The 21,583-nt window shown below is 54.2% G+C and carries 13 protein-coding genes; 4 read left to right on the top strand and 9 right to left on the bottom strand.

What is annotated here, in order from left to right; genetic code table 11:
- Window positions 1-200 precede the first annotated feature (200 nt).
- Together RBB63_RS08945 and RBB63_RS08940 are read right to left on the bottom strand one after the other, a co-directional pair.
- On the bottom strand, window positions 201-6,095 hold the full coding sequence (locus tag RBB63_RS08945; protein WP_309383281.1) for a beta strand repeat-containing protein: 5,895 nt from the start codon (window positions 6,093-6,095) through the stop codon (window positions 201-203).
- 560 nt (window positions 6,096-6,655) lie between these two features.
- Window positions 6,656-8,443 (bottom strand): GH1 family beta-glucosidase, encoded by a 1,788-nt coding sequence (locus tag RBB63_RS08940; protein WP_309383278.1) that lies wholly within the window; start codon window positions 8,441-8,443, stop codon window positions 6,656-6,658.
- Between the two features lie 471 nt (window positions 8,444-8,914).
- On the opposite strand from RBB63_RS08940, the gene RBB63_RS08935 reads away from it, so the two are divergent.
- The 3 genes from RBB63_RS08935 (at window position 8,915) to RBB63_RS08925 (ending at window position 13,492) form a co-directional block, all read left to right on the top strand.
- Complete coding sequence (locus tag RBB63_RS08935; protein ID WP_309383277.1) at window positions 8,915-10,858, top strand: family 16 glycosylhydrolase; 1,944 nt, start codon at window positions 8,915-8,917, stop codon at window positions 10,856-10,858.
- A gap of 305 nt (window positions 10,859-11,163) precedes the next feature.
- Window positions 11,164-11,994 carry a PEP-CTERM sorting domain-containing protein gene (locus tag RBB63_RS08930; protein WP_309383273.1) on the top strand — a complete coding sequence of 277 codons (831 nt, stop codon included), beginning with the start codon at window positions 11,164-11,166 and terminating at the stop codon, window positions 11,992-11,994.
- 418 nt (window positions 11,995-12,412) lie between these two features.
- Window positions 12,413-13,492, top strand: a complete 1,080-nt coding sequence (locus RBB63_RS08925; RefSeq protein WP_309383271.1) for a glycoside hydrolase family 5 protein — start codon at window positions 12,413-12,415, stop codon at window positions 13,490-13,492.
- Window positions 13,493-13,601: 109 nt separating this feature from the next.
- Here the strand turns inward: RBB63_RS08925 and RBB63_RS08920 are convergent, their stop codons facing one another.
- Genes RBB63_RS08920 through RBB63_RS08910 form a run of 3 tightly spaced genes read right to left on the bottom strand, consistent with a single transcriptional unit; the run spans window position 13,602 to window position 16,302 of the window.
- Complete coding sequence (locus RBB63_RS08920; RefSeq protein WP_309383267.1) at window positions 13,602-14,399, bottom strand: SDR family NAD(P)-dependent oxidoreductase; 798 nt, start codon at window positions 14,397-14,399, stop codon at window positions 13,602-13,604.
- Window positions 14,400-14,405: 6 nt separating this feature from the next.
- Window positions 14,406-15,572 carry a mandelate racemase/muconate lactonizing enzyme family protein gene (locus RBB63_RS08915; RefSeq protein WP_309383262.1) on the bottom strand — a complete coding sequence of 389 codons (1,167 nt, stop codon included), beginning with the start codon at window positions 15,570-15,572 and terminating at the stop codon, window positions 14,406-14,408.
- Between the two features lie 40 nt (window positions 15,573-15,612).
- Entirely contained in the window at window positions 15,613-16,302 is a 690-nt protein-coding gene (locus RBB63_RS08910) for an RraA family protein (RefSeq protein ID WP_309383257.1), read from the bottom strand.
- Between the two features lie 65 nt (window positions 16,303-16,367).
- Here RBB63_RS08910 and RBB63_RS08905 point away from each other — a divergent pair, with 65 nt between their 5' ends.
- Complete coding sequence (locus RBB63_RS08905) at window positions 16,368-17,078, top strand: IclR family transcriptional regulator (RefSeq protein WP_309383255.1); 711 nt, start codon at window positions 16,368-16,370, stop codon at window positions 17,076-17,078.
- A gap of 465 nt (window positions 17,079-17,543) precedes the next feature.
- On the opposite strand, the gene RBB63_RS08900 is transcribed toward RBB63_RS08905, so the two are convergent.
- From RBB63_RS08900 to fabG, 4 genes are all read right to left on the bottom strand, one after another.
- Window positions 17,544-18,677: an acyl-CoA desaturase gene (locus RBB63_RS08900; RefSeq protein WP_309383253.1), complete on the bottom strand. Its 1,134-nt coding sequence runs from the start codon at window positions 18,675-18,677 to the stop codon at window positions 17,544-17,546.
- Between the two features lie 187 nt (window positions 18,678-18,864).
- The gene (fabF, locus tag RBB63_RS08895) at window positions 18,865-20,127 is read right to left on the bottom strand and encodes a beta-ketoacyl-ACP synthase II (protein WP_309383251.1); all 1,263 of its coding nucleotides are present in this window, start codon (window positions 20,125-20,127) and stop codon (window positions 18,865-18,867) included.
- Window positions 20,128-20,184: 57 nt separating this feature from the next.
- Complete coding sequence (locus tag RBB63_RS08890; protein ID WP_309383249.1) at window positions 20,185-20,442, bottom strand: acyl carrier protein; 258 nt, start codon at window positions 20,440-20,442, stop codon at window positions 20,185-20,187.
- A 36-nt stretch (window positions 20,443-20,478) separates the two neighbouring features.
- Window positions 20,479-21,225, bottom strand: coding sequence for a 3-oxoacyl-ACP reductase FabG (gene fabG, locus RBB63_RS08885; RefSeq protein WP_309383247.1), 747 nt, complete (start codon window positions 21,223-21,225; stop codon window positions 20,479-20,481).
- Between the last annotated feature and the right edge of the window lie 358 nt (window positions 21,226-21,583).

The raw sequence follows: 21,583 nt of genomic DNA, 5'->3' as shown, positions 1-21,583 counted from the left end.
CTTCAACTCCAAGGCTCTCAGTTATACTTGATAATGGCGGGACCCATTCGCACCATTTCCGCCAAAGCTAGAAAGCCTCCTCCCCTTCAGCCAACGCCAGGCACTGATCATGAGAGCCAATTTCCCCTCCATTTGTAACATACTTAACGCTACCACCGGAAGTCTTCAACCCCTTGCGTATATTAAGGTCAGACGAATTTCTAAGCACCACGGGAATACCTCGAACGCCTTAAAAGGTAAATGAGGACAGCCAAACCAACCGGTAGGGTAGAGTTAGGTTCCGGGACGGCGACAACGCTCAGCACCAGGGCGCCGCTATCCACATTCAGGTCCAAGATCATGCTCTCCGGAACATTTATGAATGACGCATCTTCGTAGAATTCCGTTGAGAAGCTGTGTGCAGTTTCGCCGGTGGATGCGGTGATGAGCGTCATCTCATCCCCTACCTGGAGTTGCGTGCCATTGTCGGTCAATATGATTTCCAGAAGGCCGTTAAACATCCCGTATGCGGTTCCAAACACCAAGTGATCGAATGACTCCTGGGACTCGACATCGAATTGCAGGATCGCTTCGGCATTCGAATATTGGATGTAGTTTTGGTGCATCTCCGTTTTCACAATATCGGCCCCCCCCACGACAAACCTGCCAGAGTCCTCCATGACCATGTTGACGGTCTCCCCGGAATGGAACACGCCAGTCTCATTGTTGAAAAACAGGCTCCCTGAGCCCGTGCTATCGACAGAGACGCTACCGGAAAGCAGTCCATGGTTGTTGATCGTATAAACTTCGCTCCCACCAATTCCCTCAAACTGAATGGCTTTTTCGTTGTAACTGCTAGTGACCTCACCTCCGAGATTGATCGTAACAGAATTGGTGACGCCATCCGTCTCGCTTCCCCTACCGCCATTGACCATAATGGCTGCGCCGTTTTCGCTCGAGACCATGCCATCGACGGTGATCGTGATCGTGTTACCCGACTGGCCATTTCCCACTGCGTTTTGGGCGAGGATGGTGTTCGTGGTCGAACCATGAGACCGGATCCTCGCCTCATGCCCGACGTTGATAGTCAGCAGCCCGTTACTACTTCCATCAGCAGAGGAACTTGCGCCCCCGGTGCTACCGGCAAACTGATTGAATAGCCCGCCTCCACCGCCAATGACCTGGGCTACCACGCCGTTGGCGCCATCACCGTGAGAGGTGATGGAACCGTGCAAATTCAGGGTGACATCACCCCCGTAACCTAAAGCCGTTTCGGAACGTTGATCCGGGCTCAAATCAAGGCCACTGCTGGAATCCGGATTGGCGATGCCACCACCCCCACCAATGCTCTGAGCGACAACGCCATGAGCCCCTATCCCAGTGGTGTTGATCGAGCTCCCCACTGCAAAGGTAAGCTCCACTTCATTTCCATCGCGCCCTGCACTGTCAGTGCTACCATCGGTTATGGTCATGCCTACCGCGACATCACCGCCCATTTGCTTGGTGGTGGCGATGCCCCCTCCTCCACCGATACTTTGAGCAACAAACCCGAATGCATGGTCCCCGCTCGTCGATACGGTAACGACAGCATCATCCATCGTGATCGCCTGACCAATGCCAATGGAATCTTGTCCCCCAAGGCTAAGGCTTGGAGCTTTAGTATCCGTCAGGCTCCCCGAATAGTCGGCGCTAGCACCCGTGCCAGCCAGACCGCCACCGCCGCCAATCGATTGTAGCACCACGCCATGCGCGGCGGCTCCCTGGGTCTGAACCGAAAGCGCATCGGAAATAAGGGTAATGGTTCCGCCATCCCCGTCGACGCTACCTGCCTGGCCTCCCAAACTCAAACTGCCCGTGGCGGCGCTTGACCCGTCGGTAGCAATGCCGCCGCCACCACCAATGGATTGAGCCAACAGGCCATAGGCTCCAAAGCCGCTCGTGTCTGTCCCCGTCATGATGCTAGCCGTTCCGACCGTATCAATTTCAAGCGAACCGCCAGACCCGTTACCGCTGAGCGCGCCAAGTTGCAAGTCGAGGTTCGGAATAGCGGTGGTATTTGTTCCAGAAATCGTGTCTCCCTTGCCGCCTCCCGCACCGACGGACTGAGCCACCACCCCCATCGACCAATCACCTTCCGTGGTCGTGGTCGAAGGGTTCGCAATGAGATCATCCGGCTCATTCAACTTGAGGGTGACCGATCCACCGTTAATGTACTCGCCTTCTTTGGAATCGATATTGAAGCCAAAGTTCATGCCCATTTCCGGGTTCGGGAAAATACCGATGTTACCGCCGGTGGAGGCAATATCCGTGCCCTGTGAAGCGATCCCGCCACCACCGCCAATCGACTGAGCCAGGACGCCGTAACTATTGTGACCAGTAGTGGTAACCGTCGCATCCTGGGTAACATGCACCTCTCCGCCATGACCGCTGGCGCCACTACCGCGATCAACGATGAATCCGAGGTTGAGCGTCGTTGTCGTATCCAAAGAGCCATCCGCACCGACTCCGCCACCGCCACCAATCGACTGCGCCACGATGCCATGAGAAGCATATCCACTGGTTTCAACGAGCGAGTGGTTATCCACCGTAACCACACCGCCAGTTTGGGAGCTTCCGCCCAGGCCACCAACCGAGACGTTGATGCTGAAGCTAGCGTAGTCGCGATGGAGAACCACTGGTAGAAGCGCCGCATTCGAACTGGCGTTGGCGGAGCCCCCAGTGCCACCGCCACCGCTAATGGAGTGGGCCAAAATACCGTAGGCACGGACCCCTTCGGTGCTGATGCTAGCGCCCTCAAGGTTTTCTACAACCACGTCCCCCCCCATACCTCCGCTGCCTCCGGTACCACCGACTGAAACAGCCGAGCTGTAGGACAAGGCCGGAGAAAACGTGTCCAGCACATTGCCAAGATACCCGGTCGGAGCCCGAACATCGGCACTGCCGCCAGTGCCACCACCGCCGCCAATCGACTGAGCCAAAATACCGGTCGCGTCACCCCTCGTCGTCTGAATGGAGCCTTCGTTGGCAACGCCCACTCTACCGCCATCGCCACCATCACCGCCAGAAGCGCCGACCGCGACGTTTACTTCGTAGTTGTTATTACCACCTCCAACGCTCCCACCACCGGCATTGCCGCCACCGCCGCCGATGGACTGTGCCAGGATTCCCTGCGAACCTGAGCCATTGGTGCTGATATCACCCGCACTGGCAATTGCGACGGCGCCACTGTGTCCGCCATCACCACCACTACCGCCCAGAGCAAATCCAATATTCACCGTCTGGCCTCCCGTCAAATTAATGTTGCTGGATCTCGCCGTGCCGAAACCACCATTGCCGCCACCGCCACCAATCGACTGCGCCACCAAGCCAGCGGCATTCTGCCCATGCGTGGTGAAGGCCTCTTGATGATCCTCAATATTAACGGCCACGCCGCCGCCCACGCCCCCATTACCGGCCACACCGCCGTGGCTGGCTTGCAGCGTCACGCCATCGGCCTTGGCCGTCAGCGCCGCGCTATAAGCTGTGGAATCGCCACCATTTCCACCACCACCACCGATGCTCTGAACCAAGGCGCCATGAGAGCCATCACCCCAAGTCGTGATTGATCCATCATGGTTAAAAAAGGCGTCACCGCCATTGCCACCCCCGGCTCCTTCGCCACCAAGTCCAAGAGAAACAGCAACGCCGATCGGAATTTCATCGGTCGCGGCAAAGACACCTGCAAATGCCGAAGCAGAGCCCCCATGACCACCGCCACCACCAATCGATTGAACAATAGCCCCAATGGAATCGGCGCCCTCATTGACCGGTTGCCCCGAAGGAGAAGCGCTGGCTGAACTACCGGTAGTAATCATACCACTATTGTTCAGGACCACCCTGCTGCCGTGGCCACCGCCCTCTCCTGAGCCGCCGACCGCCGCCGCAAGGCTAAAAAAAACGTCGGCCGTGAAAGTCGTGGCCGCTCCGCCGGTTCCACCGCCACCGCCAATACTTTGAATGGTTAGACCAGCTGAATTGTTTCCAAGCGTGGATACTGTCGAATCCGCCGCGAGGGTGGCCGTCACCATGCCACCACTTCCCCCCGAACCACCGCTTCCACCAATGCTAAAATCTTCTGGAGAAAAGATAGGACTGACCGCGGTCGCGCCTCCGCCGTGTCCGCCTCCACCACCAACGGATTGAGAAATGATGCCGCCAGAGTGCATTTGATTCGTGCTGAGCGATCCATCGAAGTTAAGCGTGATGTCGCCGCCTTCACCGCCAGCGCCGCCACCACCACCGACAGCCACAAAGAACCCTTCCGCATTGCCGCCGTTGCCGCCACCGCCACCGATGGACTGAGCCAGGATGCCCACAGAGTTGATGTCATTGGTGGTCAGCGAACTCGTGCTCTTGGTCGTAATGTCTACCGTTCCGCCATGGCCGCCGGCTCCTCCCTTGTCACCAACGAAGAGTGAAGCTTTATTCCCCGCGCTGCCACCTCCACCACCGATAGACTGGGCCAGCATCCCGACCGAGGCCATCGAGTCGCCGCTGCCGGCTCCGGTGACAATCGTGCCTGCATTCGTCATGCTAACATCGCCGCCATCGTGACCGATATCGGAGCTCGAAGACGGGCCATTACCGATGGTCAGGCCAACCGGTGGGTTCTGGTCCCGGTTCGCTTCCTCCAAGTTGTTCAGCAATCCACCGCTGGCGCTGCTCAGGCCGACCATTCCATGTGCAGCCAAACCGGTCGTGGAAATCACGCCGCTCTCCAGATTCTCGACCGTGACCTGCTTGCCACCACCTTTATACGCATCGTTCGCACCCAGGTAACTATCATTCTGAGCCGTCCCCTCATTCGTGGACGCAACGACGCTTGCGCCTCCGATGCTTAATGCCGCAATGCCAGCTGAAGTATCGCCATAGGTGGTGATCATGCCGTGGTTCTTGACCGTCACTCCGCCACCCTTGCCGTCTCCCTTCGAGTCGTTGGGCACATCCACACTGGAGAACGGGTTGAGCAGTTGATTGCTCGCGGCGCTGACCGCCAACACGCCAATCGACAGCGTGGAGCCGTCTGATTCATTTCCTGCAGTGATTGAAGTATGCTCGCCCAAGTCGACTTTGACCTCACCACCTTCAATGGTGTCCTTACCCTTATCTGAAACCGGTGAGACCTCACTTAAAGCAAAAATGCCGACGCCCGAAGTCGTGATCGAGGCCGTTTCTTTGAGGTCGACTTTGACCTCACCACCGACAGCAGTCGTTTCGCTATCATCATTTTTCTTCTGAGCTCCGGTAGTATTCGCAAAAATCCCTACACCCGTTTGCGCATTAACCGTGATGTCTCCGCTGTGACTGATTGCGACCTTATGGAATCCGTTTACATCGGTACCGAAGCCGTCGGTTGCCGGCCCCGAAGCGGACGAAGCAGAAATGCCGGCGGTAATTACGGCATCACTGCTTTGCGTCACGGTGATATTGGCTGATTCATCCGTGTTTACAGTAACGGTCGTACCGGTGAGAGAGTTAGACTCGTTGCCGGAATCCTGCAGCCCCCAAGAAACCGCCGTAACGCCGCTCAGTTGCGCGGTGCGCAGGGCGGATGGAGATAGCGTGATGGGATTCGTTCCTGCACCTGGATTTCCCGTCCCGACGCCGCTAACCGTGATATCATTCGATACGTTTACCGTGACATCCGAGCCAATGCCATCCGCATTTCCGTTGGGTCGACCGAGAGCTAAGATGGCGGCATTGCCGATAACCGTTGCATCGTCCGGAGCCTGTATATTGGAAACACTGAGGGACCCATGACTATTTACGATCAGTGGATGCCTTTCATCGATGGCCGTTGGCGTACCCAGTTCGGTTGAGAATTGAAACAGTGACCCATAGAAAGCCGTCGCGGGGCTGTAGTTGATGCTGGGAAAAAGGTCGATCTGCAGCTCGACTGGCTCTCCAGTTCCGGCTGCTTCCAGCGTCACATAACCGGGAAGCGTAGGGTTGCTCTCCTCAAGGGGTAAGATCGCCGAGGCTCTATTAAACTCGTAAAAAGTTTCGGTAAGGAAGCCGGGGGATGCCGTCAAAGCTGGCGCATCGTCGGCATTCACCGGTGTTGAAATGAAGCTCACTGCGAGAAGCGTTCCCAAGGAAGCACCACAAAACACGGTTCCCATGCGACGCATGCCCCCAGCAAGCTTACGGGCTAGTGGCTTCAGGACACTATTCCACAAACGGATACAAAATCCGTAAAACGGTTTGAGACAGCAAGGCAGTGCAGTATCCGGACTGGCAAGAGCTTTCATAGTAGCTTGAGCATCCGAAGATGCCGCATTTAAACGATGATCTGTGGCTCAAGTCCCTCCAGTAATCCCGCCATGAGTGAATATGTCAAGGACTCTTACCCGGTTTCGCCCAATAGCAGCAACAGTCGAGCGCCCGATACGCCATGCGATATCGGAATGTTTTTTTTGCGCAGTGAATGCCTCTCGGCTTATCAAGCAATTTTCGACTCCAAGAAAAACTTCCGATCGTTTTGCCCCAAAGCAGAGTCTAGATTGACGCCTTCAACTCAACGGCTGCACGAACTCTATCAGCAATCGACCGCCCTTACTCATTGCAAAAAATAAACAGACAGGCCGACCATAAATTTTCTCCGGCAGATAATCAATGGGCTTGAACGATGCCTGATTTAGTCAAAAAATCCGGACGACCGTGGTTGCGAAAGTGGCAGCGGTGAATCAGGCGAAGACGGCTCCAGTGATGCACGATACTGCTTCTGGTATTGCCCCGGCGTCATGCCCACTAGTTTCCGAAATACCTTGGCAAAGTGAACCGGGTCCGAGAAGCCGGATTCATCCGCAGCATCGTTGATGTAAATGCCCGGCGTTCTCAACTTCTCCATCGCCAGATCAATGCGTGACCGGCGAATGTAGTCGCTTAAGTTTCTTCCCGTGTGTTGCTTGAACGCGCGGCTCAAAAAGTCAGGGTGGCACTTCAGGTGCGCGGCGATGGTTTTAATGTTAAAATTCTCCCGAATATTCTCATCCACATAGCGAATCGTCGCCTTGATGATATACGGCTGCGGCGCTTCCGTGGTATTTATGTATTGATTCAGGCTCTCGCCGTTGGTCTCGATCAGCTCCTTGTACCAAAAAGCCGAATCCTTGAGCAAGCGACGTTGCGACTCGTAGTCGACATAGACCAAACCAAACCGGTGCTTGTAGCCCTCTTGCCATTCGAAGTTGTCCATGAACGACCAGTGAAAATAACCGCGAATATCGATCCCCTCATCGAGCGCTCGCTTTAAAGAGATCAAATATTCGACAAGGAAATCGATACGGTTGTGATCATGGACTCCCCCATCGCGGTTAACCTGATCACCGATTGAAAGACCGTTTTCCGTGATGACAATGGGCAGGCCATACATCTCCTGAATCAGGCGCGGACCCCAGTAAAGAGACGCTGGCGCCTGATGCCATTCGTAGAGCGACAGTGGCTGACCGGGCGATTGCTTCGCCATAACGGGCGCTCCATCCGGCCCTGGCTTCACCGGGACGCCTTGGAAGATATTGCACCCAAAGAAATCGATCGGCTGCTTAATGATGTCGAAATCCGAATCAGGCGCCTTTGGCGCATCCTTACCATACACCAGCATGCCATCCTCCGGGTAGCCACCGAGCACCACTGGGTCCACCCACCAGCGATTGTTCCAAATCGTGCCGGGAAAAATGGCCTTCATTGCTTGTTGCGCAGCTTTGATATCTTCGAGCCGAGGTGTCGCTGGGCAGTAGATTGGCCCCGCTGGCGACCAGCCGATCTGCGCCGGCTTTTTTGCCTTCTCCCGAATCGCCATCACCGCGCGTCCGTGAGCCAGCAGCACATTGTGCCCTGCCAGGAGCACCTCTTTCAAACAGCACTTCAGGCCGGGCGCATGCTCACCAGTCAAATAACCCAAGCCAAGAAAGCACTGCGGCTCGTTAATGGTAATCCAGTTACTCACGCGATCAGACAGGCGCTCGGTCACCACGCCGGCATACCTCGCAAAATGTCCGGCGATATCCGGGTTAAGCCAGCCACCGCGCAGATGCAATGCATACGGCAGCTCCCAATGAAAGAGCGTCACCCAAGGCTCAATGCCATGCTCAAGCAAGGTATCAACGAGGCGATCATAGAACGCCAGCCCGTCATGGTTCACCGGGCCAAACCCATCGGGCGCCACCCGCGGCCACGATACTGAAAACCGATACGCCTTGATGCCCATCTTGGCCATCAGTTCCACATCGTCACGATATCGCTGATAATGATCACACGCGATGCGGCCATCGTGGTCGTTCCAAATCTTCCCCTCCTGCTGGGTAAAAGCGTCCCATATGGACGGCCCCTTCCCATCAGCATCGGGCGAGCCTTCGATTTGGTAGGAGGATGTGGCCACGCCCCAGGTAAAATTATCCGGGAAAGAAGTGGATGTTGTGCTCATCGGTAACGAGAAATTTGGGGGAATTCAGAAGATACCTTTGCGGTGTGAGGTCGGTTTTCAGAAAAGTATCTTTGTAGACTCATGGTCGGCTTGCCACAAAAAAACGGTCGATACCTGACATAGTCGACAAATGCTAAATGGATATCAACAACTCACAAAACAAGGGCTCTCTAATTGATTAAAATCCATGCGACAATCTTCTCTCGACGGCCATCAAGCGATTCTCCGCCCCTCTCCCTACTCGCTCCGACTTCCAGGCTTAGTCCATCACTGCAACAGGATTGAGTGATCTGAAATCATGAATCAGGCCATTTTCTCCGCTCTGAAATTCACCATAATTCAGATCAGCTATAGACTACCCGAAACGCAAGAAAGCGTATATAGTCTATCCATCACCAAGCGCAGTGAGGCTCCTGCCACACTGCTGCTTCTCCTTAACACCCCGTACTCCAACATCCGATACATTTACAGATGCGAAAATTGAATGCATTGTTGCTTCTCGCTTTCAGTATCAGCGGCCTCAACAGCCACGCCGCCGATACCCAAGAAATCCTGGATCTCGATTCCCCCACGGTCACCGAGTCCATCAAACCCAGTTCCTCCCAAGTCACGGTTGAGGAAAGCACGAACGCCAGCGAACCCGGTGTGGTCATGACTGTCACACCCGGCAGTGAAAATTATCCCGGCATAGAGTTTCAGCCCACCACTGGCGCCTCCTGGGATTTATCAAACTACGGCCATGTCGCCGTGACCGTCACCAACATTGGTAAAGAGTCGATGTCGGTAAGCCTGCGCGTTGACAACGCCTATGAGCCCGGCTCCTCGCCATGGAACACCGAGAATACTTACCTGAAAGAAGGCCAAACCAAAACGGTCAAAGTCATTTTCGGCTACTCCAATGGCAACAAGCCCAGCTACAAGCTGGACCCGGCCAAAATCACCCGTATCCTCGTCTTCACCGGCAAAGTTAAGGACGAGCGCAAGCTGCTGATCCAATCGCTGGTGGCTGGTGGACCGTCCGGTGAGAAGCCGCCAGTCGACCCGAGCAAAATCAAAGTCGACCCGCAGAATGGCTACATCCTGGGGCAAGGCATTCCTCTCGATGTGGACAAGCAAGTAAAGGTTCACGGCGATGCCCACGTGCGCCCATCCCCCGAGGATAAAAACGCGCTGCAAATCGCCTTCAGCGATAAAGGCCAATATGTGAAGGTATCACCGCCGCAAGGCAAGTGGCGCCTGATCGACGGCAACCAAGTCGTCTTCAAAGTTCGCAATATGGGTCGCTCCAGCATTTCCCCGACGATCAAACTGGATAGCGAAAAAGGCCCCACGAGCGGCAGCCAGCCCAAGAGCCCCATCGCACCCGGAGAAACCGGCGAGATCATCGTCTCCTTCATTCCGGAAACTCCATGGCGCGGCATCACCGGGTCCAGCAAGACAAACTGGGATGGAGAGAAAGGCGCCGGCACTCGTTTTGCCAGCGACAAGGTAAAGAACTTCATCGTCTCCGCCGATGCCCAAGGCGGCAAGCAAGTGATTGAAATCATTTCTGCCAAGCTCGATGCCCCAAGCATCCAGCTCCCCGAATGGGTTGGCCAGCGTCCGCCTGTGGAGGGTGATTGGAAACTGACCTTCGAGGAAGAGTTCAAAGGCGACACCATTGACCTGACAAAGTGGAATATCTACACCGAAAACTATTGGGACAAGCGCACGCACTTTTCCAAAGACAATGTAATCATCGAAGACGGCACAGCCATTTTGCGCTACGAGAAAAAGCGCGGTCACCACAACGACGACCCCGATGGTAAAGTCACCGACTATGCATCCGGCTTTCTTGATACCTACGGAAAATGGGTTCAGCGATATGGCTACTTTGAAGCACGCATGAAGCTCCCAACCGCGCCCGGCGTATGGCCTGCACTTTGGCTCATGCCCGATCGCGGCATCGACGAAGGTCCTCAATGGAAACGCGCCGACACCGGTCGCGGCGGCATGGAGTTTGACATCATGGAATATCTCAGCGGTTGGGGCCCCTACCGCTACAACATCGCCTTCCACTGGGACGGCTATGGCAAAGACCACAAGCAAACCGGCACCGAGCAGATCTATGTCGCGCACGACGAGGATGGTTACATCACCACCGGCCTGCTTTGGCTGCCCGGCTACGCCGCGATTTACAACAACGGACGTCTGGTCGCCGAATGGGAAACGCCGCGCATTTCCGATGTCCCGGCCGACATCATGTTCACCCATGTATCCGGTGGCTGGGCAAATGTCCCGCTGCAGGACGAGCCCTTGCCCGATGATTTCGTGATCGATTACGTCCGCGCCTGGCAACGCGCCGACTTGGCATCAGACGTCGACGGCGTTAAGTCCACCCAGCCGACTCCAGCGGCTCCGACCACTAAGGACTAGCCTCAGCGCACAGAGCCGAAATTGCCAAATTTCAGACGAAATGCGCAACGATTCTCCTCCCAAAACAAAGAACTCAATCAATCCAAATACAGTTTTTGACATAAGTGCCCCCCAACCGTGGTCGGCAATATGCAATTCTGAAAGCAGAGATGAACTAGCTCCCTCTACGGGAAACATGCTATTATGTTAACACGCCAATGCCTATTGTATCGAGCAATGCACTGTAGGTGCGAGATACAATAAGCATTGCCCACCCCAAACCATAAATTGGCGTCGAATACGATGTTTGTTAACCATTAAGATCCATGAAATTACAATCCCTCCTAACATCTATTGTCCTGGCTAGCGTTTGCCCCCTTGGAGCCGTAACGATTCCTTACACGAACGACTTCAGCGGAAGCGGCGATAACACCGCATTTCCTGCCGAAAACACAGATGCCGAATGGACGGTTTCTTCCGGCTCATACCAGTGGAACTACTCCAACACTGTGGGCGGTGGCTCTCCGTCTACTGCCTCTCTGCCTGTCACGAACGCAGACACGTCGTTCACGATGGAAACTCAGTTCACGCTTACCAGCCTTGGCAACCTGCAAGGCACCGCCCAAACGCTCGGCTTCGGCGTCTTCGGCGCGGACAGCGCGTTCAGCGGCTCCGGCGCCAGCGGTGGCAATGCCTACTACCTCGCGGACTACAGCTATGCCAACGGCAATAGCGGATCCAGCGAGGGCACACTGCGCATCCTCCGTCTCGGCGACTCTGGCTCAAGCTTGAGCGTAACTTCCACTGGTCTGGCCGATGATAACAGCGGCAGCAGCATCCTGGCAGTCAACCTAGACACCACCTACACCTTGCGCCTCGAAGCAACCATCGCCGGCAGCACGCTCAACATGACCCTGAGCTTGTATGACGCCACAGGCACGTCGCAAATCGGCACATCGGCAATTGTCAGCGACACATCCCCGCTTACGGGCGAAAACTTTGGTTACCGTAACCGCTCTCCGCTGGCAGGTGGATCAACCACGATCGACTTCGACAACTTCGAAATGTCGAACATCCCCGAGCCTGGCACTTACGCTCTAATTATCGGCTCTGCTCTCGGCGCTCTGGCATTTGCTCGCCGCCGCCGCCGCGTTTAGAACTGAAAAACTTTAATTCGCACACAGGGCCAGTTCGCTTTCGGACTGGCCCTTTCTTTGTCTTATCAAGGCAACGAAACGAGATCGACTGAACACATAAACGATCCAACGTCAGATTCAGCACCTATAGAATCAGCACGATCAGAAATCTACAAAGGCCCGGACAGATATAGACTATCAGCCTGCTCATATCCTCAAGCTAGCCGAAGGTTCCAGGGGCAAGTTTCTGATCATCCACCCCTTCTACGATAACAACATCCAAGCAGCCGGTATCGGAGATATGCATAATACGAATCAGCATTCGACTAACCGCATTGGCCCGCATCGATTACTATAATGAATTGAGGATCAACCAGCGTTCTCATCATTTCGCAATGAGCCAGTCAATGACGCCTCAGTTAGCACAGACATACATGCCATGATTCAAGCTTCAATCCCATTTCGGCGCGCCGCGCAATTCCGACGAGGCATCAATCTGAGCCATTGGTTTTCTCAAGTCTATACAGACCGAGGTTACACCTTCGAACATTTTGATACGCACCTTGATCGCGACGATATAGAGCTCATCAGTATGCTGGGGTTTGACCATGTGCGCTTGCCGATCGCCTGTGAGCCGATTCTCGGAATGGGATCTCCAGACAAACTCCCCCACCAGTATCTGCGGCGTATTGGCAAAGCAATATCAGCATGCCATGATGCTGGCTTGGCGGTCATGGTGGACATCCATCCTGAGACTCCTTTCAAAAACGCCCTGGCAAGTTCTGATGAAGCCGTCGACACATTCATTACTTTTTGGCGATCCTTCGCATCGTATCTAAGCTCATTTGACCCGGAAAAAACATTGCTCGAAATTTTGAATGAGCCCTGCTTGTGGAACCCGTCTCGCTGGTCGCAGATCCAACAGCGATGCGCCGAGGCGATTCGAGAGCATGCCCCCGACCATACTCAGGTTGTAACCGGCGACCAATGGTCTCAATTACCGCAATTGCTAGAAATTGAGTTACCGGCTGATTCCAACCAAATCATCAATTTCCACATGTATGAGCCCTCATCCTTCACCCATCAGGGAGCCGGATGGGGGAATCCCTGGATGGAGCACACGATTGGCCTGACCTATCCTGCCAAAACCTCTAATGCGCCAGAATTACTCCATGGGCAGAGTGACGAGGACGCCATAAGGCAATTGCAGGAATACATTGATGTAGGCTGGAACGCACAAAAATACCGGGAATACCTCGCACCTGCCGTAGAGCTTGGAAAGCAACTAGGCGTTCCAGTAATTTGCAATGAGTTTGGCGTCTATAAAAAATACTGTGATCGCAAGTCACGAATAGCATGGATTCACGATGTGATAAATAGCTTCGAGCACTTGGGCATTGGCTGGGCAATGTGGGATTACTCCGGGGACTTTTCCATCATTGACACTGATGGCGACACCCGAACGCCAGACTACGAACTACTTCGAATGATGGGACTGGAAGTCGACCATCAGGTGTAGGCAGTGTCAAAATACTAAAATTCAGCGAAGCGGTTCATAAATCAATCCCGGCAAACGCGCAAATATCCATGCCGTTGCGCATCAGGATATGTTCTTGGCTCTTTGGCTCTTAGTTGCCCATAGAATCCTGCAATAGAGCCAGTCGACCACCATCGATGATGTAAGTCGCGCCGCTGGCAAACGCCGCGTAATCACTAGCAAGAAATGCACACCAGCCCCCGATTTCCTCGGGCGTTCCCAGTTTGCCAACAGGATGCATTGCAATCGTCTTAGCCCGCGCTTCAACTGCATTGGGGAAGGTTTCAAACCATTTATCATTGCCAGCGCTATCGATAAAACCCGGCGCAATGCCAACGGTTCGAATCCGTGGCCCCCATTCAATGGCCAAGCTACGCACCAGACCAGTCAACGCTGTTTTGGTGACATTGTATGGGAAGCACCCCGGCATCGATGCAAATGCATGGTTTGACGTCATGATCTGAATAACGCCGCCATTCTGCTCCAAATAAGGACGGCAGTAGTTGGCGAGTCGCCAATGACTGGCGAGATTCAAATCCATATTATGCTGCCACTCGCCTTCAGTGCAGCCCGCCGCGCCTTTAAACACATTGTTTCCCGCATTGGAAATGAGGATGTCAATTCCGCCAAATTCTTCAGCCATCACCAAGGGCAATTCCTGTAGCTCCAAACCACTTAGTACGTCCACCTGACGGTAGGCTACCGAAACGCCTTCATCTTTGCCATTGGACAGAAATTCTTGAGCTCCTTTCGAAGCAAGCTCTGACCGACCACAACCAAAAACATTTGCGCCGGCTTGAGCCAGCACTCTGGCAATTCCAGCGCCAATGCCGCTCGTCACGCCCGTCACAAGAGCATGTTTGCCCGTTAAATCTATAGTCAAAGGCATAGCTTACTAAACATAGAAATTTTCGCGTTCCTGGAATCCACGAATGCCAGGATGTTTCTCCAATTCCTCTTCGATCAAATCAACGCCAAGCCCCGGGCGTTCGCTTAAGTGCAAGTGCCCGTCGCGCACATCCAGCGGGTGTGAAATGACCTGATCGCGCCATGGCACATCGTTATACATAAACTCACATCGAAAGAAATTAGGGATGCTGGCGCAGACGTGAGCGCTGGCCAGCGTGCTCAACGGACCATTCGGATTGTGTGGCGCGATCGGCACGCCGTAAGCTTCGGCCATCGTTGCAATACGCTTCATTTCGGACGGGCCGCCACAGCGAGTAATGTCCGGCATAATCACATCACACAAGTGTTGCTCAAGCACTGGACGAAAACCGTGGCGCGTGTAGTGGCGCTCACCGACGCACATCGGCACCGAAGAATGTAAGCGCTGGCGAATTGCCTTGAGGGTATTGACATTTTCAGGCCCAGCCGGTTCCTCATACCACGTCACGCCAAGTGGCGCGAGCCGCTCTGCCATGCTCAGCGCAGTCTGGGTATTCATCAACGCATGAGTTTCAATCATCATATCGAACTCCGGTCCAACTGCCTCGCGGACTGCCTTCGTCACCTCGAACGCCAAATTCTGTTGTGCATGCGAGAGCTCGAGATTCGTCGAGAGATCTTCGCCATAGAAATAATTCGTGTGAGCAAACGGGTCGAATTTCAGCCCCTTAAAGCCGGATTGCTTTACCTTCCTGGCCTGCTCCGCATAGTCAGCCGCGTTGTGCCCGCCCTTCGCGAACCAGTAGTTAGCGTATAATCGGAGCGACTTCTGGTAAGCGCCTCCCAAGAGCTCATAACAGGGCACACTCAAGAGTTTGCCCTTCAGGTCCAGCAAAGCCATGTCGATGCCGCTGATGGCGCACATGCTGGCGCCAAAAGGCCCAATCCAATTCAAGTCACGATAGAGCTTGCTCCAGATAAAGTCCACCCGACGTGGGTCCATGCCGATTACACGCTCTCCAACATGCTTCGCGGCAGCTTCGACAATCGGTGATCCAGGCCAATTCGTTGCTTCACCAACACCAGTATGACCGGTGTCAGTATAAACCTTGAGCATCGTCCAGTTGTATTTTACACCCTCGACGAGCCAGACTTTTACTTCAGTAATTTTCATGTGAGATAATTGAAAATAGAAATTGGTCCAAGGCGCTGACTTAGAATATGCCAAATCGATCCCAGGCTTCCTGTGCCCCCATGCCACCCTTGATCGCATTAAAGACGGCCTTTTCGCCCCGCGCCTTTTCGAGCGCCTGCGCAAAAACGTCCTTCTCAATTTCTTTTGGCACGATGCACACGCCGTCCAAATCACCCAAAACGACATCACCCGGATTAACTTCGACTGCGCCCAAGCGAATGCGGCAGCGGAAATCGAGGACTTTGCCCCGCGGACGCTGATCCTGCGCATAGCGACCGTAGGAGAAACAAGGGAAATTAAGGCTCAGAATGCCTCGCGTATCGCGCGACCAGCCATCGACCACCGCGCCTGCGGCGCCACGATTCATTGCTGCTGTGCTCATCAATTCGCCCCACAGCGCATAGTTTGGAGATGATCCAGAGCAGATGTATACCTCGTCCTGTTGCAAGTCGTCTAGCGCGCTCAGCATCAAACCAAATGGCTTGTTGAGCAGCTCATTCTTTCGACCTGGGCCCTCCCCGCCTTCATCATCGGCTTCAAGCACCGGCATAGCGCGCCCCACAACTACCATGTCATCACGCAACGGCTGAATCCGGGGCGACAAGAATTGGTCACAACGCCCCATTAAATCCATCACGTCACCAACTACCGCAGTGTAAAGTTCCTGACGAACAAGCTGGAAGAGTTCCGTATCGTTTTTCCAAATCATCTTCTGAAGTTTTTTCCATCATTTGACTGGCTTGACACTCCGACAAGCCCGCATAGTCGTCATTAATGACCGATAGTCGGACAGTCGATAAGGGCGCGAAGCATATTTCCGCCACACTGATCAAAGGCCTGGATGCCCTGAATTTGATATCAGGGCGCGAAACCGGCATGACCACGCCTGAGCTAATCGAAGCCCTGAGCTTGCCGCGCTCAAACGTGCTTCGCCTTATCAACAGTTTGCAATTGTACGGGCTTATTGCTCAGGATGACCGCAACTGGAAAACTACGGAGAACTTTCATTCCTGGGTCTTGCGTGAGCGCTGTCATCATTACATTACGCGCTACCGTCCAGTACTCAAGGACGTCGCGGCTGCAACTGGCGAACTGGTGCTACTAGGTCTGCATGAGGGTAATGGCATAGTCCATATTGACTACATCGAATCAGACCACGTGATTCGCGTCGCTCCTGCCCCGCAAACAAGGCATAACATTCGGGTCAATGCTCTGGGTAAGCTCGCGCTAAGCCGCCGACCAGACTTGGAGCAGCAACTAGACAACGAGCAACTGAAGGAAGAACTTGCCAACATTCGGAAAACCGGGATTGCCTGGAACCGCGAAGAATCGGTTCAAGGCATGATCGCCATAGCGCACCCCGGATTCAACAACACCCAAACCGAGCCAATGATTGCTGTCGCTTGGCCGATATTTCGATTCTCTGAAGAAAATGCCAGCGAGGCGATCAAAGCAATCCGTTCAGCACTATCAAAATACGCTTAATTTGGCCGGTAAATCTTCAGGCAGTGTTTTCAAATAAAAACTGTTGATGGAACGAGTAAAAATGAATGCAGCACAAGGCGGCTTGAACGAAGCGCACTGCAAGTGCGTGAGTGAAAAGCTAACGCTGCGACCTTTCATTTTTACTCGTTCAGGCCCCGGATGGCTTTTTCCCATCAGCTTCGTTATCTTTCGGTCGAAAGGCTTCCAGCCTATTCAACCTCAGATGCCTCGCTGATTGGAAAAAATCCATGCCGCCATCAAAAGCTTTAATACGAAAACACTACCTAAGGTGTGTTCGAAAATGAAAAAAGCTATTTCAAAAGGTGGAGCCCGGTAGGGACACCGGGCTCCACCTGTCCGAACAGAACCTAGGGATGAAAATGTAGCAACACCCAATTGCTCAGCGAGGATCATGCAAAAAGCCCGTCACAATGGACGGGCTTTGAAAAAGATATTTGGCTGAGCTTAAACGGCCATGGGATGCAGCCCTGGCAATTTATCCAAGTGCTCCAAGGTATCCTTGAGCTCACGACGCCATTGGCTAACCTTGCTCTTAGAAAGCTCGACACGATCACGAACGCTCTTTTCCACCTGGTAGTAACGTGTCGCTAGCTCTTCCTGCGCTTCGTGCAGGCGATCAAGGGTCAGTTGCACGCCGTGGGTCACTTGCTCACGCAGTTGTGGGCTAAGCTGGTAAGGCTCAAGACCATTTTGAATGCGCCGACGGGCTTCGGTCAGCTCGGCCAGCAGGATCTTCGCATCGGAAACCGTGCGCAAGTTGGAAGTCATACCGACCTTGGAAAGCGCCCAAATGGTCCACTTGGTAGGATCCCACTGCCAGGGCTTCACGCCGTTGCGGTAGTCGTGCTGGAACTCGTGGTGGTAATTGTGGTAGCCCTCACCGAAAGTGAAGATGGCCATGAGCCAGCTGTCACGTGCGCTGTGCTTCGTGGAATAAGGCTGATTGCCAACGCAGTGGCAGGCGGAGTTGATGAAGAACGTCGCATGCTGAACCACCACCACGCGGAGCACGCCAGCGTAGAGGAATGCAGCCATCGCGCCCTGACCACCGTTGTAGAGGTAGCCAATTGCGGCTGGCAAAACGAAGCTCATGAACATGGCGATGAGGTGCACATACTTGTGCTGCCAAACGAGCATCGGGTCTTTGCGCAGGTCGTTGATGTTGTCCTGAGGCGGTTCTGGCTTCAGCTTGAAAAGCAACCAACCCATGTGAGCGTAGAAGAAGCCGTTGTTGATGTTGTAAGGGTCGTCGTCGTGGTCGACATGCTTGTGGTGGCGGCGGTGGTCGCTGCACCAGTCGAAGACCGAATTCTCAAAAGCGGCGGCGCCAAAGAGCGTCACAAAAAGACGCACTGGCCACTTTGCCTTGAAGGAAATATGGGAAAAAAGTCGGTGATAGCCGAGGGTGATGCTGATGCCCGTCGCACAGCAATAAAAGAAAAAGAGGCCGAATTGAAACCAATCCATACCGTGGGTAAACAGATACCACGGGACAACAGTGAGCGAAGTAAACAGCGTGCCGAATAGGAAAACGAAGGTAATCCATTCCACGCGATCAAACGGTATATACTTGAACATAAAAGCCTTAGAATCAGAAATGTTTAGACGCGCCCATGCGTTGAGCAGGTCGCGGAGTTGAATATAGAGTCATGCATTCAGGGCATTGCGTGCCCATTAGTGCGATCACTATGGGAAAAATTTGTTCCATGGCAACAGCGATTAATGAGAATCATGCGCATGGCTTATCAACTGAATCCAATTCGGCTTAAGTCAGTCGATTAAAAATAATCGTCGCATTGTGTCCGCCAAACCCGAGGTTGTTGCTCATGGCGACATCGACTTGCTGACCTTCACGGGCCACGTTGGGCACGTAGTCGAGGTCACAATCCGGGTCGGGGGTTTCGTAATTGATCGTCGGCGGGATGATGCCCGTCTCGATGACCTTGGCGATGATTGCGGCTTCGATGCCGCCCGCTGCGCCGAGGAGGTGGCCAGTCATGCCCTTGGTGCTGCTGACTGGCAGCTTGTAAGCATGCTCACCGAAGACCTTCTTGATGGCCAGGGTTTCAAATTTGTCGTTATAGGGCGTGGAGGTGCCGTGGGCGTTGATGTAGCCGACTTGCTCGGGCTCCATATTCGCCATTTTAAGCGCACGGTTGAGCGCCATGGCGAGCCCCTCTCCTTCTACGTCGGGGCTGGTGATGTGGTAGGCGTCACAAGTCGCCGAATAGCCCGACAGCTCACAATAAATCTTGGCGCCACGGGCCTTCGCATGCTCCTCAGACTCGAGAACGAGCACGCCAGCGCCCTCCCCCATCACGAAGCCATCGCGGCCCATATCGAAGGGGCGGGATGCCTTTTCGGGAGTCTCGTTGTAGCTGGTGCTCATTGCCTTCATCTGGCAGAAGCCCGCATAGCCAACGTGTGTAATGGCGGCCTCACTGCCACCTGCGATCATTACGTCGGCATCGCCGCGCATGATCATGTGGGCGGCTTCGCCCAAGGCATGGGTTGCCGTGGAGCACGCACTCACAACAGCGAAATTCGGTCCCTTGGCCTTGATTTCAATGGCCATAACCCCGGACGCCATATTGGCGATCAGGGAGGGGATCATGAACGGAGACACGCGGCGGGGTCCCGATTCCTTAAGCTTCCAAGCTTGCTCCTGAACGGTTTCCAAACCACCGATACCCGAGCCAATGAGCACACCGACCTTGTAAGGGTCTTCCTGCTCCATATCGAGCTTGGCGTCAGCGACTGCCTGCTTGCCCGCGCCGATGGCGTAGTGGACATAGCGGTCGTTGCGACGGGCGTCTTTGGGATCGTTGAAATACGGCGCCGCTTCAAAACCCTTCACCTCCGCGCCAATGTGGCAGGTGTAGACTGAGGCGTCAAACGCGCTCACTTTATCAATGCCGCTCTTGCCAGCAATGATGCTGGACCAGAACTCATCTTTCGTGTTGCCGAGGGCATGGACTACGCCGATGCCAGTGACAACAACCTTCGGCTTGGAGCTTGGGTCACTCATGTAGGTATATAATGAAGGGGCGGCGCTTAACTTAAACGCCGCCCCTTTTCAGAAAAATTAGCTGGCGGACTTTTCCTTGATGTAGCTGACAACGTCTCCGACGGTTTGCAGCTTCTCAGAATCCGACTCAGGAATTTCGCCCTGAATCTCATCCTTGAATTCTTCTTCAAAAGCCATGACAAGCTCGACCAAGTCAAGCGAGTCGGCGCCGAGATCATCCAGGAAGGATGCTTCGGGGGTTACCTGCTCTTCGTTTACGTTGAGCTGGTTAACAATGATTTCTTTTACGCGTTCTTCGATGCTTTTGTCCGACATGTTTCGGGAGGTGTATGGATTAAAAGGGAAAGTTGTTTACATCGCCATGCCGCCGTCAACCGAAAAAGTTTGTCCGGTGACATAACCGGCTTCTTCGCTGGCGAGATAAGTGACCATGTTTGAGATATCAGCCACTTGACCAAAACGCTTGAGCGGGATGATCTTAGTGGCTTCGGTTTTGATGGTGTCATTGAGATCAGCCGTCATGTCTGTCTCAATAAAGCCAGGCGCTACGACGTTGCAAGTGATGCTGCGTGAAGCAACTTCGCGGGCGGTGGACTTGGTAAAGCCGATCATGCCCGCCTTGGCGGCGCCGTAGTTGGTTTGGCCGGGGTTGCCAATAATGCCAACCACGGATGAAATGTTAATGATGCGGCCCCAGCGCTTACGGGTCATCGGGCGCAGCAGCCCCTTGGTCCAGTAGAAGCAGGAGGACAGGTTGGTGTTGATGACGTCCAGCCAGTCTTCATCGGTCATGCGCAGGAGCAGCATGTCCTTGGTGATGCCGGCGTTGTTCACGAGGATGTCGATGTTCTCGTGTTCCTTGAGGAGCTTTTCGCAGGCAGCAGAAACAGCGGCGGAGTCGCCAACGTCTACCGCGAGCGCTTCCGCCTTGCCGCCGTTGGCGCGAATGGCTTCCGCTGCGGCGCCGCAAGAGCTTTCGCTACGGCTAACACAGATGACGTGGACGCCTTCGGCCGCGAGGCTTTCGGCGATGGCTCGGCCGATTCCTCGGCCTGCGCCCGTCACCAGAGCAATCTTGTTGTCGAAGGTGAGTTTCATGTAAGGGGCCAAGGGATGCGGCGGGAGGCATGTGCTGGCAAGAAAAATCGGATTTTATTCACAACAAAAGAACTGCGATCCTTCGCGCCTGAGATCGCATTTCAACATCGACAAAGGAACTTCTACAAAAATCCGTAAGCCAATGACATAATGGATCTTACCCCATCAAGAGAGACACAGTCAAAGCCATTGCCCCAATCGCAAAGCCAGGCCACACAACCAAAACGATTCGCGAAAACTAAAGCAATTTTCGTTTGAATTGTCTGCCCAGGCGGGAGTGAAAATGAATTCAGCGCAAAGCGGGACGATTGAACTTCATGTTATCTCTAGTGTGGTGTCAGCTAAGTTCTATACAGAC

This window comes from Cerasicoccus frondis, assembly GCA_031296915.1.
Lineage (GTDB): Bacteria > Verrucomicrobiota > Verrucomicrobiia > Opitutales > Cerasicoccaceae > Cerasicoccus > Cerasicoccus frondis.
The sequence above is the reverse complement of the archived record's forward strand: the minus strand, read 5'-3'. Positions and strand labels throughout refer to the sequence as shown.